Genomic DNA, 14396 nt, shown 5'->3' with positions numbered 1-14396 from the left:
CTTCTCCGGGCCTTAGCGGGACGAGCCCGGTTTGCCTGAGTTCGGGCTGGAGCTGCCCGGACCCGAACGGCGCCGCACCACCGGCTTGCCGGTACGTGCCTGCGCCTTCTGGCGGTTCGCCGCGTTCGCTGCGCCCGATGCGGCGCGTGCCGTGCTGGTGGCAGCTTCGCTCTCCTCGTTACCGTCGCTACCGTCGGTCAGGGATGGCATGGGCGGCGCGAAGGCTGCACCGGCCGCGCCGGCACCTGCACCTTCCGGACGCCACACCTGGCCGATGGCGAGCGACTTGAGCTTCTTCTTGCCGCCGTACCAGAGGTTCACGAGGCCGCGCGAGAAGAACACCGCGGAGAACATCGACGTGAGAATGCCGATGCAGTGCACGACCGCGAAGCCGCGCACCGGGCCCGAGCCGAACGCGAGCAGCGCGAGACCTGCAATCAGCGTCGTCACGTTCGAGTCGAGAATCGTGGCCCATGCATGCTGGTAACCGTTCTGGATCGCGAGCTGCGGCGGCGCGCCGTTGCGCAGTTCTTCGCGCACGCGCTCGTTGATCAGCACGTTCGCGTCGATGGCCATACCGAGCGCCAGTGCGATAGCGGCGATGCCCGGTAGCGTGAGCGTGGCCTGCAACATCGAAAGCACGGCCACCAGCAACAGCAGGTTCACCGACAGCGCAATGACCGAAATGGCGCCGAACAGCATGTAGTAGACGACCATGAACGCAGCGATGGCCGCGAAGCCGTAGACCACCGAGTCGAAGCCCTTCTTGATGTTGTCCGCGCCGAGGCTCGGGCCCACCGTGCGTTCTTCGATGATGTCCATGGGCGCCGCGAGCGAGCCGGCGCGCAGGAGCAGCGCGAGGTCGGTGGCGGCCTGCGGCGTGGGTTGGCCCGTAATCTGGAAGCGGTCGCCCAGTTCGGACTGGATCGTCGCCACCGTGAGCACTTCGCCCTTGCCCTTCTCGAACAGCACCATGGCCATCGGCTTGCCGATGTTGTCGCGCGAGACGCTGGCCACCGCGCGGCCGCCCGCCGAGTCGAGACGGATATTGACCGAGGGACGCTGATGCTCGTCGAAGCCCGCCGAGGCGTCGATGATGCGGTCGCCCGTGAAGATCACCTGCTTTCTCAGCAGCACCGGTGCCTGGTTGCCCTGCGTGAAGAGTTCGTCGCCGGGCGGCACGGGCGCGTTCGGATCCGGATGCAGGCCGAGCGGGTCGGCAAGGCGCGCTTCGAGCGTTGCCGTGCGGCCGATGATGTCCTTCGCCTTTGCCGTGTCCTGCACGCCGGGCAGTTCGACCACGATGCGGTCGGCGCCTTGCTGCTGGATCACCGGCTCCGCCACGCCCAGTTCGTTGACGCGGTTGTGCAGCGTGGTGATGTTCTGCTTGATGGCCGCGTCCTGCACCGTCTTCTGGACCGCGGGCGTGAACGTGCCCACCACCTGGAAGCCGCCGCTTGCCGCGGGCTGCACGGCCCACTGCAGTTCGGAGCCGTTGCGCGAGAGCAGCGTGCGGGCCTGTTCGGCGACGTTCTGGTCCGCGAAGCTGACCACGACCGACTGGCCGACGCGGTTCACGCCGCCGTCGCGGATGTTGTTGTCGCGCAGCAGCGTGCGTGCGTCGGAGGCGTCGGAATCGAGCTTCTTGTTCAGCGCGCCCGCCATGTCGACCTGCAGCAGGAAGTGCACGCCGCCGCGCAGGTCGAGGCCGAGGTACATGGGCAGCGCGTGCAGCGCCGTGAGCCAGCGTGGCGAGGCGCTTTGCAGGTTCAGGGCGACGATGTACTGCGGGTCGTTGGGGTCGGCGTTGAGCGACTTCTGCAACAGGTCCTTCAGGCGCAGCTGCGTGTCGGTGTCGCGCACGCGCACACGGATGTTGGCGTTGTTCGCGGAGTTGTCGAACGTGACGTCGTCAGCCTGGATGTGGCTCGCGGCGAGCGCGGCTTCCACCTGCGAGAGCGTGCCGGAATCGAGCTTGACCGTAGCCTTGCCGCTCGACACCTGCACCGCGGGCGCCTCGCCGAAGAAATTGGGCAACGTGTACACGAGGCCGATGACGAGCGCCACCAGCATCGCGACATATTTCCAGAGGGGGTAACGGTTCATGGGATGGCCCAACGGGATGGGTTGCCTGATCGGGAAGGTCCGGCGCGGGCAGGTCCGGCGTTGCCGGGCCTTGTGGCCGGCCGGCGGCAGCGTGTCTCACGACGAAGCCGCGCCGGACGCCGGAATGCGCTGCGACAGGCTTACAGCGACTTGATGGTGCCCTTGGGCAGAATGGTGGAGACCGACGACTTCTGCACGGTGATTTCCGTGCCGTCTGCCACTTCCACGCCGACGTAGGCTTCGCCCACCTTGGTGATCTTGCCGACGATACCGCCGCTCGTGACGACTTCGTCGCCCTTGGCCATGGCGGCGAGCATGTTGCGATGCTCCTTCTGACGCTTCATCTGCGGGCGGATCATGATGAAGTACAGCACCGCGAACATCAGGATCAGCGGCAGAAAGCTCATCAGGCTCGATTCTGCGCCGCCTGCTGCTGCGCCTTGTGCGAAAGCACTCGAAATGAACGACACGTTGGTCTCTCCAGGTTTATTACGGTCCAAAAAACCGAGCCGGTCATTCTACCACCGGCCTGTGGCGCGACGGCCTCGGTGACTGGCCTGGCGATCAGGCCGCTTGCGGTGCTCCCGGGCATGCCGGCAGGCATGCTTCGGGGCGCCTCCCGTCCGTCGCGAAAGCAGATTGTAATGTGCGTTTGCGCATGGCCTGCGTAGAAATCGGGCGTCGTCGTCCAGCCGACTATCCCGCCGCCGCCTCTTCCACGCCGCGCGCGCGGTTCTCGTGGAACGTCTTGCGGAACGCCTCGAAGGTGTGGGTTTCGATCGCTTCGCGAATCTCACCCATCAATTCCAGGTAGTAGTGCAGGTTGTGGATGGTATTCAACTGCGCGCCCAGAATCTCGCCCACGCGATGCAGGTGGTGCAGGTAGCCGCGCGTGAAGTTGCGGCACGTGTAGCAGCCGCAGTGTTCGTCGAGCGGACGCAGCGAATTGCGGTGCGTGGCGTTGCGGATCTTGATGTCGCCGAAACGCGTGAAGAGCCAGCCGTTGCGCGCATTGCGCGTGGGCATCACGCAGTCGAACATGTCGACGCCGGCCGCCACGCCTGCCACGAGGTCTTCGGGCGTGCCCACGCCCATCAGGTAGTGCGGCTTGTGGGCGGGCAGCTTCGGCGCGATGTGGTTCAGCACGCGCATCATGTCTTCCTTGGGCTCGCCCACGGAAAGGCCGCCGATCGCGAAGCCGTGAAAGTCCATCTCCGAAAGCCCCGCGAGCGACTCGTCGCGCAGGTCCTCGTACATGCCGCCCTGCACGATGCCGAAGAGCGCGTTGGGGTTGCCGAGGCCGCGGAATTCGTCGATGGAGCGCTTCGCCCAGCGCATCGACATGCGCATCGATTCTGCCGCGTCCTCGTGCGAGGTCGGCACGCCGTCGGTGGCGTAGGGCGTGCATTCGTCGAACTGCATGACGATGTCCGAGTTCAGCACCTTCTGGATCTGCATCGACACTTCGGGCGACAGGAACAGCTTGTCGCCGTTCACGGGCGAGGCGAACGCGACGCCCGCTTCGGTGATCTTGCGCAGGTCGCCGAGCGAGAAGACCTGGAAGCCGCCGGAGTCCGTGAGGATGGGCCGCTTCCAGCCCATGAAGCCGTGCAGGCCGCCGTGTGCAGCGATGGTGTCGAGGCCGGGGCGCAGCCACAAGTGAAACGTGTTGCCGAGAATGATCTGCGCGTGAATTTCCTCCAGCTCGCGCGGCTGGATCGCCTTCACCGTGCCGTAGGTGCCCACGGGCATGAAGATCGGCGTCTCGATCACGCCGTGGTTCAGCGTGAGGCGGCCGCGCCGGGCGAGGCCGTCGGTCGCGAGCAGCTCGAAGGCAAGGCCGTTCGGCGGCGGGGTATGGCTATGGTCGGATGGACCTGCGGTCATCGGTAACTCCTGTGCCACCGGAAGACAGTCCGGCGCATGTGGTGAACGACCGCCGCAGGGAGCGCGGCGGCGAAGAAACAGTGTCGAGGCGGCGCGGCTGTCGCGCCGTTGTGGGGTTTGAGGGGTTGTGAGCCTTATGGGTCGAGCGTTTGCGGCGCAGTGGCACCTGCGTCTGCGGCGCGCGTGAGCAGCATCGCGTCGCCGTAGCTGAAGAAGCGGTAGCGCTCGCGAATGGCGTGGCGATACGCCGCGCGAATCGTTTCAACGCCCGCGAACGCGGACACCAGCATCAGCAGCGTCGACTTCGGCAAGTGGAAGTTCGTGACGAGCCGGTCCACCACGCGAAAGCGATAGCCCGGCGTGATGAAGATGTCCGTTTCCGCCGACGTCGCGGCGAGCGCCCTGCCTGCCGCTTCGGCGTCGCGTGCGGCGGCTTCGAGCGCGCGCATCGACGTCGTGCCCACGGCGATCACGCGGTTGCCGCGCGCCTTCGTCGCCGCGATGCGATCCACGAGCGTCTGCGGCAGTTGATACCACTCGCTGTGCATCTTGTGTTCGGCGATGTTGTCCACGCGCACGGGCTGGAAGGTGCCGGCGCCCACGTGCAGTGTGAGTGTGGCGCGCTGTACGCCGCGCTCGTCGAGTCTTGCGAGCAGCGGCGCGTCGAAGTGCAGGCCAGCAGTGGGCGCTGCCACCGCGCCCGGGTTTTGCGCGAACACGGTCTGGTAGCGTGTTTCGTCGGTGGCGTCGGCATCGTGCTCGATGTAGGGCGGCAGCGGCAGGCGGCCGTAGCGCTCGATCAGCGTGAGGCAGTCGTCTGGAAAATGCAGCGTGTAGAAGGGCTCGACGCGCTCGCCCACCGTGACCTCGAACGCGTCGGCGAGGCGCAGCGTCGTGCCCGGTGCGGGGCTCTTGCTTGCACGGATCTGCGCGAGCGCGGTACGCTCGCCGGTCAGCCTTTCGACCAGCACCTCGATGCGGCCACCGCTGGCCTTCTGGCCGAGGAACCGCGCCTTCAGCACTTTGGTATCGTTGAACACGAGCAGATCGCCGGGCTGGATGCAGTCGGGCAGCTCGGAAAAACGGCGGTCGACGAGGCGCGGCTCGAGCGGATTGGCCTGGTCGGCCTGGTTATGGACTTCAAGCAGGCGGCTTGCGCTGCGCTCGGGCAGCGCGGTTTGCGCGATGAGTTCGGGCGGCAGCTCGAAGTCGAAATCGGAAAGCTTGAACATGCGAAAGACGATGGAACGGGGCGCGCCGCCCGCCAGCGGCAAGCGGCTATGATGGCGGGGCGGTGCTGCGGCCCCGATAACCGTGGTGGATCGGCCGCCCGCGCGTTTTTTGCGTAAAGCCGACATTGTACTTGCGAAGCGACTCATGCCTTTTCCCTCCCGCCCGTCGAACCCCGCAGAATCTCGCAGCCAGCGCAGTCAGGACGCGCACGCGCTGGATTCGGACGCGGCGGGCGAGGCACGCGACGTGCCGGCAAGCGGGGCGAATGGCGGTGAGAGCGGCAATGAGGCTGATGGCCACAGCGACCGTAGCGACCATGGCGACCATGGCGACCGCGCTGGCCGGACGCCGGCAACGCGGCGCAACGGCAAGGCTGCCGCGAAATCCGCTACGTCGAAACGCCGGGCTGCGAAGGCAGCCGAGGCTGCGGATGAAAACGCTGGGGAAGAATCGGACGGCGCGGGCGCTTCCAAAACCGCCGCGCCAAAAACCGCCGCCCCAAAATCCGCCGCCGCCAAAACGGCCGACAAGCTCGCGCGGCTCGGCCTTCATCGCGATATCGATCTCGTGCTGCATCTGCCGATGCGCTACGAAGACGAAACCACGCTCACGCCGATCGGCGAACTGCTGCCCGGCGGTGTCGCGCAAACCGAAGGCGTGGTGTTCGACAACGAGATCGCCTACCGGCCGCGCCGCCAATTGCTCGTGAAGCTGCGTGACGACGCCGGCGACGAACTCGTGCTGCGCTTCCTGAATTTCTACGGCTCGCAGGTCACGCAGATGGCGATCGGCAAGCGTCTGCGGGTTCGCGGCGACGTGCGGGGCGGTTTCTTCGGCATGGAGATGGTGCATCCGGCCGCGCGCGTGGTCGATGCCGATACGCCTTTGCCGCAGGCGCTCACGCCCGTTTATCCGAGCACCGCGGGCGTCACGCAGGCGTATCTGCGCAAGGCCATCGACAACGCGCTCGCGCGCACGGCGCTGCCCGAACTGTTGCCCGAGGTGATTGCGCGGCGCTATTTCGGGCCGCTCGGCCTGCCGCCGCTGATGGACGCCGTGCGCACGCTTCACCATCCCGCCGTGGACGCTGACGAGACCGCGCTGATCGACGGCACGCATCCCGCGTGGTCGCGCATCAAGTTCGAGGAACTGCTCGCGCAGCAGCTTTCGCTCAAGCGCGCCCACGAGGAGCGCCGCACGCGTGCGGCGCCGGCCATGCCGCGGCGCGCCGCGGACGACGCCACATCGCTCGTCACGCGGCTGATGCAGACGCTGCCGTTCAAGCTGACGGGCGCGCAGCAACGCGTCGTCGGCGAAATTGCGCAGGACCTGACGCTACCGCATCCCATGCAGCGCCTGTTGCAGGGCGACGTGGGCAGCGGCAAGACCGTCGTGGCGGCGCTCGCTGCCGCGCAGGCCATCGACGCCGGCTATCAGGCCGCGATGATGGCGCCCACCGAAATACTCGCCGAGCAGCACGCGCGCAAGCTGCGCGACTGGCTCGAACCGCTCGGCGTGAGCGTGGCCTGGCTTGCCGGCAGTCTGAAGGCCAAAGAGAAGCGCGCGGCGCTGGAAGCGGCGGCGCTCGGCACTGCGCGGCTCGTCATCGGCACGCACGCCATCATCCAGGACACGGTGGAGTTCGCGCGCCTCGGGCTTGTGATCGTCGACGAGCAGCACCGGTTCGGCGTGGCGCAGCGGCTCGCGTTGCGCGCCAAAGCGGCGCAGGCCGCGGATGGCGCGCGCGACTTCCAGCCGCACCAGCTCATGATGTCGGCCACGCCGATTCCGCGCACGCTCGCCATGACCTACTACGCGGACCTCGACGTCTCCACCATCGACGAACTACCGCCCGGACGCACGCCGATCCTCACGAAGCTCGTCTCCGATGGGCGCCGCGAGGAAGTGATCGCCCGCGTGCGCGAGGCCGCGCTGACGGGTCGGCAGGTGTACTGGGTCTGCCCTCTGATCGAGGAAAGCGAGACGCTGCAATTGCAGACCGCGGTGGAAACGTTCGAAACGCTGGTGGCCGCGCTGCCGGAGCTGAGAGTGGGCCTTGTGCATGGCCGCCTGGCCCCGGCGGACAAGGCGGCCGTGATGGAGGCGTTTTCGCGCAACGAGGTGCAACTGCTCGTTGCGACGACCGTGATCGAAGTGGGCGTGGACGTGCCGAACGCGTCCCTGATGGTGATCGAGCACGCGGAGCGCTTTGGTCTTGCCCAGTTGCATCAATTGCGCGGGCGGGTGGGGCGGGGCAGCACGGCGTCGGTGTGCGTGCTCCTTTACAGCGGGCCGCTTTCGCAGTCCGGCCGCGCGCGGCTGCAGACCATGCGCGAAACCACGGACGGCTTCGAGATCGCCCGGCGCGACCTGGAGATTCGCGGTCCGGGCGAGTTTCTCGGCGCGCGGCAGTCCGGCGCAGCGATGCTGCGCTTTGCCAGCCTCGAAAACGACGGCTGGCTCATCGAGCCGGCGCGCGAGGCCGCTGAACAACTGCTGCACGAGTACCCGCACGTGGTGACGCAGCATCTGACGCGCTGGCTCGGCGCGCGCGAGCAGTATCTGAAGGCGTAAGGTTGGCGGCGAGGGCTGAAAGGGCGAAGGGGCGACGGGTTCAAAGGCGGAAAGGGCGATCCTCGTCCAGCCGCATTCAGGTTGAATATTGGCGAATTGGCCCCATAGGTGTATAACTGAAACCTATCGAATCTTTCGCCTGATTGGTCCCCGAATGACCCTGACCGAACTGAAATACATCGTCGCCGTGGCTCGCGAACGGCATTTCGGCCGCGCCGCCGAAGCCTGCTTCGTCAGCCAGCCGACGCTTTCTGTTGCCATCAAGAAGCTCGAAGACGAATTGAACGTGCAGATCTTCGAGCGCGGCACGAGCGAAGTCAGCGTGACGCCCATCGGCGAGCAGATCGTCACGCAGGCGCAGCGCGTGCTCGAACAGACGCTCGCCATCAAGGAAATCGCCAAGCAGGGCAAGGACCCGCTCGTCGGACCGCTGCGCCTCGGCGTGATCTACACCATCGGGCCCTATCTGTTGCCCACGCTCGTGAAGCAGATGATCAAGCGCGTTCCGCAGATGCCGCTGATGCTCCAGGAGAACTACACGCTCAAGCTGATCGAACTGCTGAAGCAGGGCGAAATCGACGTTGCCATCATGGCGCTGCCGTTTCCGGAAACCGGTCTCATGCTGCGCCCGCTCTACGACGAGCCGTTCGTCGTGGCGCTGCCGTCGGGCCACGCTTGGGAAAAGCGCCCGAAGATCGATCCGGGCGACCTCAAGCAGGAAACGATGCTGCTGCTGGGAAGCGGCCATTGCTTCCGCGACCACGTGCTGGGCGTGTGTCCGGAGCTGATGCGCTTCTCGCAGAATGCCGACGGCATCCAGAAGACCTTCGAAGGCTCGTCGCTGGAGACCATCCGGCACATGGTGGCGAGCGGCGTGGGCATCACGGTGCTGCCGCGCATGTCGGTGCACGAAGTGAAGCCGCATGCGGGCGGCGTCGATTCGGGGCTGCTTTCTTATGTACCGTTCGACGAACCGGTTCCAGATCGCCGCGTCGTGCTGGCCTGGCGCAAGAGCTTTACACGCATGCCGGCCATCGACGCGATTTGCGACGCCGTCGCCGCGTGCGATCTGCCTGGCGTGAGGAAGCTCGACATCCCGGCAGCGGCCGCCTGAGGTTTCGGGCTGGTGGTGTCGACGGCGCCCCGGCCCCATTTCTTCCATGACGCAAGGCCGCCCTTTAGCCCTGTTTAGTCCAGGGCTATCGAATAAATAAAATCAATCAAATACGCCGAATCGATAGCGTTGTTATAGTTTCCTCCATGGATCAATCGATCCACAGCCAACCCGGAGGAAGCCATGTCCCAGCCCGTTCAGCCGTCCATTGCCAACTCCGCCGCGCAGGCCTCGTCGCTGCGCGCATCGCATTCCGCCGTCGCCATCGCGCCGCAGCGCGTTTTCGCTTCTGAGTCGTCCATGCGCGAACTGCGCACAGTCGCATTCTCGCTGCTCGTGGATCGCGCGCTGTCGGCCTAGATCGGCCTGAACAAGAGGCTAAGACGCTGTCTTTTCCGCCTTCCTCTTCGCACCGTTTCTCCCATTCCAGTATCACCACCAAGGAGTCCAGGATGTCCGAACGCAATCTCACCTCGGCCGCCGGCGCGCCCGTTGCCGACAACCAGAACTCGATGACCGCGGGCCCGCGTGGCCCGGTCATGCTCCAGGACGTGTGGCTGCTCGAAAAGCTCGCCCACTTCGACCGCGAGGTCATCCCCGAACGCCGCGTGCACGCCAAGGGCTCCGGCGCCTTCGGCACGCTCAAGGTCACCCACGACATCACGCAGTATACGAAAGCCAGGGTCTTCGCCCAGCCCGGCAAGGAAACCCCGCTCTTCATGCGCTTCTCCACGGTAGCCGGCGAACGCGGCGCCGCCGACGCCGAGCGCGACGTGCGCGGCTTCTCCATCAAGTTCTATACCGAGGAAGGCAACTGGGACGTGGTGGGCAACAACACGCCCGTGTTCTTCATCCGCGACCCGCTCAAGTTCCCGGACTTCATCCACACCCAGAAGCGCGACCCGTACACCAACCTGCGCAACAACGTGGCCGCGTGGGACTTCTGGTCGCGTCACCCCGAGTCGCTGCATCAGGTCACCATCCTCATGAGCGACCGCGGCATTCCGAAGAACTACCGCCAGATGCACGGCTTCGGCTCGCACACGTATTCGTTCATCAACGCCAGTAACGAGCGCTTCTGGGTCAAGTTCCACTTCAAGTCGCTCAACGGCATCGAGAACTACACCAACGAGGAAGCCGCGCAGGTGATCGCCGCCGACCGCGAAAGCGCGCAGCGCGACCTCGTGGAGCACATCGACCAGGGCAACTTCCCGCGCTGGGCGTTCCGCATCCAGGTGATGCCCGAGGCCGACGCAGCAAAGGTGCCCTACAACCCGTTCGACATCACGAAGGTGTGGCCGCACAAGGATTACCCGCTGATCGACGTGGGCGTGATCGAACTGAACCGCAACGCGCAGAACTATTTCGCGGACGTGGAGCAGGCCGCGTTCACGCCGGCCAACGTGGTGCCGGGCATCGGCGTCTCGCCGGACCGTCTGCTGCAGGGGCGGCTGTTCTCGTACGGCGACACGCAGCGCTACCGGCTGGGCGTGAACCACCACCAGATTCCGGTGAATGCGCCGAAGTGTCCGTTCCACCACGCGTTCCATCGCGACGGCGCGATGCGCACCGACGGCAACCTGGGCGGCACGGTGAACTACGAGCCGAACCGCTTCGGCGACTTCACGCAGGACCGCAACGCGGCAGAGCCGCCGCTCGCCGCAGGCACCGTGGACCACTACGACCACCGTGAAGACGGCGACTACTACAGCCAGCCGGGCGCGCTGTTTCGTCTGTTCGACGCGGCTCAGCGTGAGCGTCTGTTCGCGAACATCGCAGCGGCCATCGACGGTGTACCGAAGGAAATCGTGGAGCGGCAGGTCGAGCATTTCCGCCGTGCCGATGCGGCGTATGCCGAAGGCGTGATTGCGGCAATGGCTTCGCGGGCGGAAGCCGCGAAGTAAAAGCCCGGCAATCGAGGCGCGTTGCGGACGGTGGGTGTTTCCGCCGTCCGCGCAGATCGAGACGCAAGGCGAAGCAGGCGAAACACCGGTCGAGGCGCTTCAGCGCCTCGTTCGTTCTTGAAGTTGGAAAGGAGAAGGATCATGAATTCGAACCCAATCGCCCAGCGAGCCCATTCCGGCGCGGCAGTCGCATCCGCCTTTCATGCGGGCGGCGACATGCTGATGCGCAAGGCACTGGGTTTCGCGATCGTGAGTAGCGGGTTTGCAGTGTTGGTCGTGCAAGGCGTACAGCACGTACTGCGCGGCTAGGTCCGTGTCACGCGCGATGCGCGGTTCTTGACCCGCATGCCTGCGCGTGTGCCACCGTGCGCAAGCGGATCGCTATTCCAAGCTAAACTGTCGCCTGCTCGAAGGTCCATGCATGGCGTCTGTCTCATGGGCCAGCGACGGTTCGAATCACTCTTCCAAGGAGTCATCATGGCCAAAAAGGGATCCGTGCAGCAAGTCAACATCGGCATCAACGACAAGGACCGCAAGAAGATCGCGCAAGGCTTGTCGCGTCTGCTTGCCGACACGTACACGCTGTACCTGAAGACCCACAACTTTCACTGGAACGTGACGGGACCGATGTTCAACACGCTCCATTTGATGTTCGAAACGCAATACACGGAGCTCGCGCTCGCGGTGGACGCGATCGCCGAGCGCATTCGCGCGCTGGGCGAGCCGGCGCCGGGCAGCTATCGCGACTTTGCGAAGCTCTCGTCGATTCCGGAAGCGGACGGCGTGCCCGCCGCCGAGGAAATGATTCGCCAGCTGGTGCAAGGGCAGGAAGCCGTGGTGCGTACCGCCCGCGAAATCTTCCCGGCCACGGAAGCCGCCAACGACGAGCCCACCGCCGACCTGCTCACGCAGCGCATGCAGACGCACGAAAAGACTGCATGGATGCTGCGCGCAATGATCTCGTGATGTCCCGCGCGCGAACACGCGCCCTGCAGTAACGCGCGTGACGGCAGAGCCCGCTTGCCGGGCCTGCCCGCGCGGCCTGACCTACAATAGCGGGATCGTTTTCACCGGCACGTCCCATGTTCGCCCGACTCCCGCTGTATCTGCGCCTCGTCCGCATGGACAAGCCGATCGGCAGCCTGCTGCTGCTCTGGCCCACGCTCAACGCGCTCTGGATCGCGTCCAACGGACACCCGCCGCTCCAGCTGCTCGTCATCTTCGTCGTCGGCACCGTGCTCATGCGCTCGGCGGGCTGTGCCATCAACGACTACGCGGACCGCGATTTCGACCGCTACGTGAAGCGCACCGCCGAACGGCCCATCACGTCGGGCAAGATCAAGGCGTGGGAAGCCGTGGCACTCGCGGTAGGGCTCTCGCTCATCGCGTTCCTTTTGATCCTGCCGCTCAATGCGTTGACGAAGGAGCTTTCCGTCGTGGCGCTCTTCGTGGCCGGCTCGTATCCGTTCACCAAGCGTTTCTTCGCGATTCCCCAGGCCTATCTCGGCATTGCGTTCGGTTTCGGCATTCCAATGGCGTTCGCGGCACTTCAGGACCACGTGCCCGTACTCGCGTGGGTGATGCTCGCGGCGAACGTGTTCTGGTCGGTGGCGTACGACACGGAGTACGCGATGGTGGATCGCGACGACGACATCAAGATCGGTATCCGCACGTCGGCGCTGACCTTCGGCCGCTTCGACGTGCTCGCCATCATGCTCTGCTATGCCGCGACGCTGGGCATCTATGTCGGCATCGGCGTCGTGCTGGGCTTCGGGCTGCTGTACTGGCTCGGCTGGGCGGCGGCGGCGGGTTGCGCCGTCTATCACTACACGCTGATCCGTAACCGCGAGCGTATGCCGTGCTTCGCGGCGTTCCGGCACAACAACTGGCTGGGCGGCGCACTCTTTGCAGGCATCGCCGCGCATTACGCGGCGGCTTCGTTCTAGTTTCTTCTGCTGCCCTCGGGCACCGGCTTCGGGCTTACTGCTTGCCGAACGCCTCGCCCATTTCCTTTGCCCGTGCGTCGGCGGCCAGTGCGCCGCGTACGATCGCTTCCTTCACGCCCGACGCGTCGAACGAGGCCAGCGCCGCCGCGGTGGTGCCGCCCTTCGACGTCACGCGCTCGCGCAGCACGGCCGGCGGCTCGTCGGACTGCGCCGCAAGCTGCGCCGCGCCCGCGAATGTCGCGATGGCGAGCGCGCGTCCCTGCTGCTCATCCATACCCAACTGGCGTGCGGCTTCTTCGAGCGCCTCGATGAAATAGAACACGTAGGCGGGGCCGCTGCCGGAGATTGCCGTGACGGCGTCGATCTTCGTTTCGTCGTCGAACCAGACGGTTTGGCCCACGGCGCCCAGCACCTGCGAGGCGAGCGCGCGGCCCGCTTCGTCCACCCCCGAGGTCGCCACGAGACCGGCCGCGCCCATGCCGATCAGCGCGGGCGTGTTCGGCATCGTGCGCACGATGCGCGCGTGGCCGCCCAGCCAGCGCGAGAGGTCCGCGGCGCGGATGCCGGCCATGATGCTGATGACGACCTGCGTCGGCGCGAGGTGCGGTGCGAGCGCCGTTGCCACGTCCTTCGCGACCTGCGGTTTCACGGCGAGCACCACGGCGTCGTAGGCGGCGAGCGCCGCGTCGGCGGCGGCGCCGGTGCGGATGCCGAATTGCTGCTCGCTGCGCGCGCGGGCGTCGGCATTCGGATCGATCGCGTAGAGGTCGCCGGGCGCCACGCCGCGGCGGATCATGCCGCCGATGAGTGCAGCGGCCATGTTGCCGCCGCCGATGAAGGCAATCTTCATGATGGTGATGAAAAGAGGTGAGAACGGGTGAGTCAGTGGGCGTATTGGCGCGCGCCGAAAATCGCGGTGCCGATGCGCACGATGGTGGCGCCTTCGAGCACGGCCGCTTCGAGGTCGGCGGACATGCCCATGGAAAGCGTATCCAGCGCGAGGCCGTCGGCGCGCAGCGAGTCGAATAGCTCGCGCAGCATGCGGTGCGGCGCGCGTTGTGCCTCGAGGGTTTCGGCCGGCTCCGGGATCGACATCAGCCCGCGCAGACGCAGCTTCGGCAGCGCGGCGATTTCATGCGCGACGGCGGCCGCTTCGGCGGGTGCCACGCCGCTCTTCGACGCCTCGCCGCTCACGTTCACCTGGAGCAGGACGTTGAGCGGCGGCAGCGCGTCGGGCCGCTGCTCGGCGAGCCGCTGCGCAATCTTGAGGCGGTCCACGGAGTGCACCCAGTCGAAGTGTTCGGCGACGGGGCGCGTCTTGTTCGATTGCAGCGGTCCGATGAAATGCCATTCGATGGATGCGCGCAGGTCGGCGAGCGCTTCGATCTTCGCGATGGCTTCCTGCACGTAGTTCTCGCCGAACGCGCGCTGGCCCCCGGCGTGGGCGGCGCGTACGTCGGCGGCGGGGAAGGTCTTGGAGACGGCGAGCAGCGCGACCGATTGCGGGTCGCGGCCGGCCGCGTGCGCCGCGCGCTCGATGCGCGCGTGGACGTCGGCGAGGTTATGGGCAATATCTGACATGACGCGCGGGCATGAAGCTGGACGGGGACGGCAGAGCGGACACCTGGCGAG

13 protein-coding genes are annotated in these 14396 nt (G+C 66.2%); 7 read left to right on the top strand and 6 right to left on the bottom strand.

Going from position 1 to position 14396, the window contains the following annotated elements:
• Positions 1-12: 12 nt before the first annotated feature.
• From secD to queA, 4 genes are all read right to left on the bottom strand, one after another.
• Complete coding sequence (gene secD / locus P2869_RS14395; RefSeq protein WP_277596833.1) at positions 13-2106, bottom strand: protein translocase subunit SecD; 2094 nt, start codon at positions 2104-2106, stop codon at positions 13-15.
• A gap of 140 nt (positions 2107-2246) precedes the next feature.
• Positions 2247-2576, bottom strand: a complete 330-nt coding sequence (yajC, locus tag P2869_RS14390) for a preprotein translocase subunit YajC (RefSeq protein WP_114813382.1) — start codon at positions 2574-2576, stop codon at positions 2247-2249.
• A 226-nt stretch (positions 2577-2802) separates the two neighbouring features.
• A complete protein-coding gene (gene tgt, locus P2869_RS14385; protein WP_277596832.1) occupies positions 2803-3993 on the bottom strand; it encodes a tRNA guanosine(34) transglycosylase Tgt in 1191 nt (396 codons plus the stop codon).
• A gap of 134 nt (positions 3994-4127) precedes the next feature.
• Positions 4128-5225: a tRNA preQ1(34) S-adenosylmethionine ribosyltransferase-isomerase QueA gene (queA, locus tag P2869_RS14380; protein ID WP_277596831.1), complete on the bottom strand. Its 1098-nt coding sequence runs from the start codon at positions 5223-5225 to the stop codon at positions 4128-4130.
• A gap of 82 nt (positions 5226-5307) precedes the next feature.
• On the opposite strand from queA, the gene recG reads away from it, so the two are divergent.
• The 7 genes from recG (at position 5308) to ubiA (ending at position 12764) form a co-directional block, all read left to right on the top strand.
• The gene (gene recG, locus P2869_RS14375; RefSeq protein ID WP_277596830.1) at positions 5308-7800 is read left to right on the top strand and encodes an ATP-dependent DNA helicase RecG; all 2493 of its coding nucleotides are present in this window, start codon (positions 5308-5310) and stop codon (positions 7798-7800) included.
• A gap of 154 nt (positions 7801-7954) precedes the next feature.
• Positions 7955-8914 carry a LysR substrate-binding domain-containing protein gene (locus tag P2869_RS14370; protein ID WP_017776975.1) on the top strand — a complete coding sequence of 320 codons (960 nt, stop codon included), beginning with the start codon at positions 7955-7957 and terminating at the stop codon, positions 8912-8914.
• 183 nt (positions 8915-9097) lie between these two features.
• Complete coding sequence (locus tag P2869_RS14365) at positions 9098-9274, top strand: hypothetical protein (protein WP_017776974.1); 177 nt, start codon at positions 9098-9100, stop codon at positions 9272-9274.
• A 92-nt stretch (positions 9275-9366) separates the two neighbouring features.
• Entirely contained in the window at positions 9367-10818 is a 1452-nt protein-coding gene (locus P2869_RS14360) for a catalase (RefSeq protein WP_277596829.1), read from the top strand.
• Between the two features lie 141 nt (positions 10819-10959).
• On the top strand, positions 10960-11127 hold the full coding sequence (locus P2869_RS14355; protein ID WP_156125922.1) for a hypothetical protein: 168 nt from the start codon (positions 10960-10962) through the stop codon (positions 11125-11127).
• Between the two features lie 168 nt (positions 11128-11295).
• Positions 11296-11784 (top strand): Dps family protein, encoded by a 489-nt coding sequence (locus tag P2869_RS14350; RefSeq protein WP_017776971.1) that lies wholly within the window; start codon positions 11296-11298, stop codon positions 11782-11784.
• Positions 11785-11900: 116 nt separating this feature from the next.
• Complete coding sequence (gene ubiA, locus P2869_RS14345; RefSeq protein ID WP_277596828.1) at positions 11901-12764, top strand: 4-hydroxybenzoate octaprenyltransferase; 864 nt, start codon at positions 11901-11903, stop codon at positions 12762-12764.
• Between the two features lie 34 nt (positions 12765-12798).
• Here the strand turns inward: ubiA and proC are convergent, their stop codons facing one another.
• Positions 12799-13614, bottom strand: coding sequence for a pyrroline-5-carboxylate reductase (gene proC, locus P2869_RS14340; protein ID WP_126877859.1), 816 nt, complete (start codon positions 13612-13614; stop codon positions 12799-12801).
• A 32-nt stretch (positions 13615-13646) separates the two neighbouring features.
• Entirely contained in the window at positions 13647-14345 is a 699-nt protein-coding gene (locus P2869_RS14335; protein ID WP_277596827.1) for a YggS family pyridoxal phosphate-dependent enzyme, read from the bottom strand.
• Between the last annotated feature and the right edge of the window lie 51 nt (positions 14346-14396).

Origin of the sequence: Paraburkholderia sp. SUR17 (assembly GCF_029536165.1) — a bacterium.
Lineage (GTDB): Bacteria > Pseudomonadota > Gammaproteobacteria > Burkholderiales > Burkholderiaceae > Paraburkholderia > Paraburkholderia kururiensis.
Note: the sequence above shows the minus strand (reverse complement) of the source record. Positions and strands in the feature narration are given on the sequence as shown.

What these genes read in the sequence shown, in the direction of transcription:
- P2869_RS14370 (WP_017776975.1), top strand. Translation starts at nt 7,955, where the DNA reads ATGACCCTGACCGAACTGAAATACATCGTCGCCGTGGCTCGCGAACGG.
- P2869_RS14360 (WP_277596829.1), top strand. Translation starts at nt 9,367, where the DNA reads ATGTCCGAACGCAATCTCACCTCGGCCGCCGGCGCGCCCGTTGCCGAC.
- P2869_RS14335 (WP_277596827.1), bottom strand. Translation starts at nt 14,345, where the DNA reads ATGTCAGATATTGCCCATAACCTCGCCGACGTCCACGCGCGCATCGAG.
- tgt (WP_277596832.1), bottom strand. Translation starts at nt 3,993, where the DNA reads ATGACCGCAGGTCCATCCGACCATAGCCATACCCCGCCGCCGAACGGC.
- P2869_RS14355 (WP_156125922.1), top strand. Translation starts at nt 10,960, where the DNA reads ATGAATTCGAACCCAATCGCCCAGCGAGCCCATTCCGGCGCGGCAGTC.
- ubiA (WP_277596828.1), top strand. Translation starts at nt 11,901, where the DNA reads ATGTTCGCCCGACTCCCGCTGTATCTGCGCCTCGTCCGCATGGACAAG.
- secD (WP_277596833.1), bottom strand. Translation starts at nt 2,106, where the DNA reads ATGAACCGTTACCCCCTCTGGAAATATGTCGCGATGCTGGTGGCGCTC.
- queA (WP_277596831.1), bottom strand. Translation starts at nt 5,225, where the DNA reads ATGTTCAAGCTTTCCGATTTCGACTTCGAGCTGCCGCCCGAACTCATC.
- P2869_RS14350 (WP_017776971.1), top strand. Translation starts at nt 11,296, where the DNA reads ATGGCCAAAAAGGGATCCGTGCAGCAAGTCAACATCGGCATCAACGAC.
- proC (WP_126877859.1), bottom strand. Translation starts at nt 13,614, where the DNA reads ATGAAGATTGCCTTCATCGGCGGCGGCAACATGGCCGCTGCACTCATC.
- P2869_RS14365 (WP_017776974.1), top strand. Translation starts at nt 9,098, where the DNA reads ATGTCCCAGCCCGTTCAGCCGTCCATTGCCAACTCCGCCGCGCAGGCC.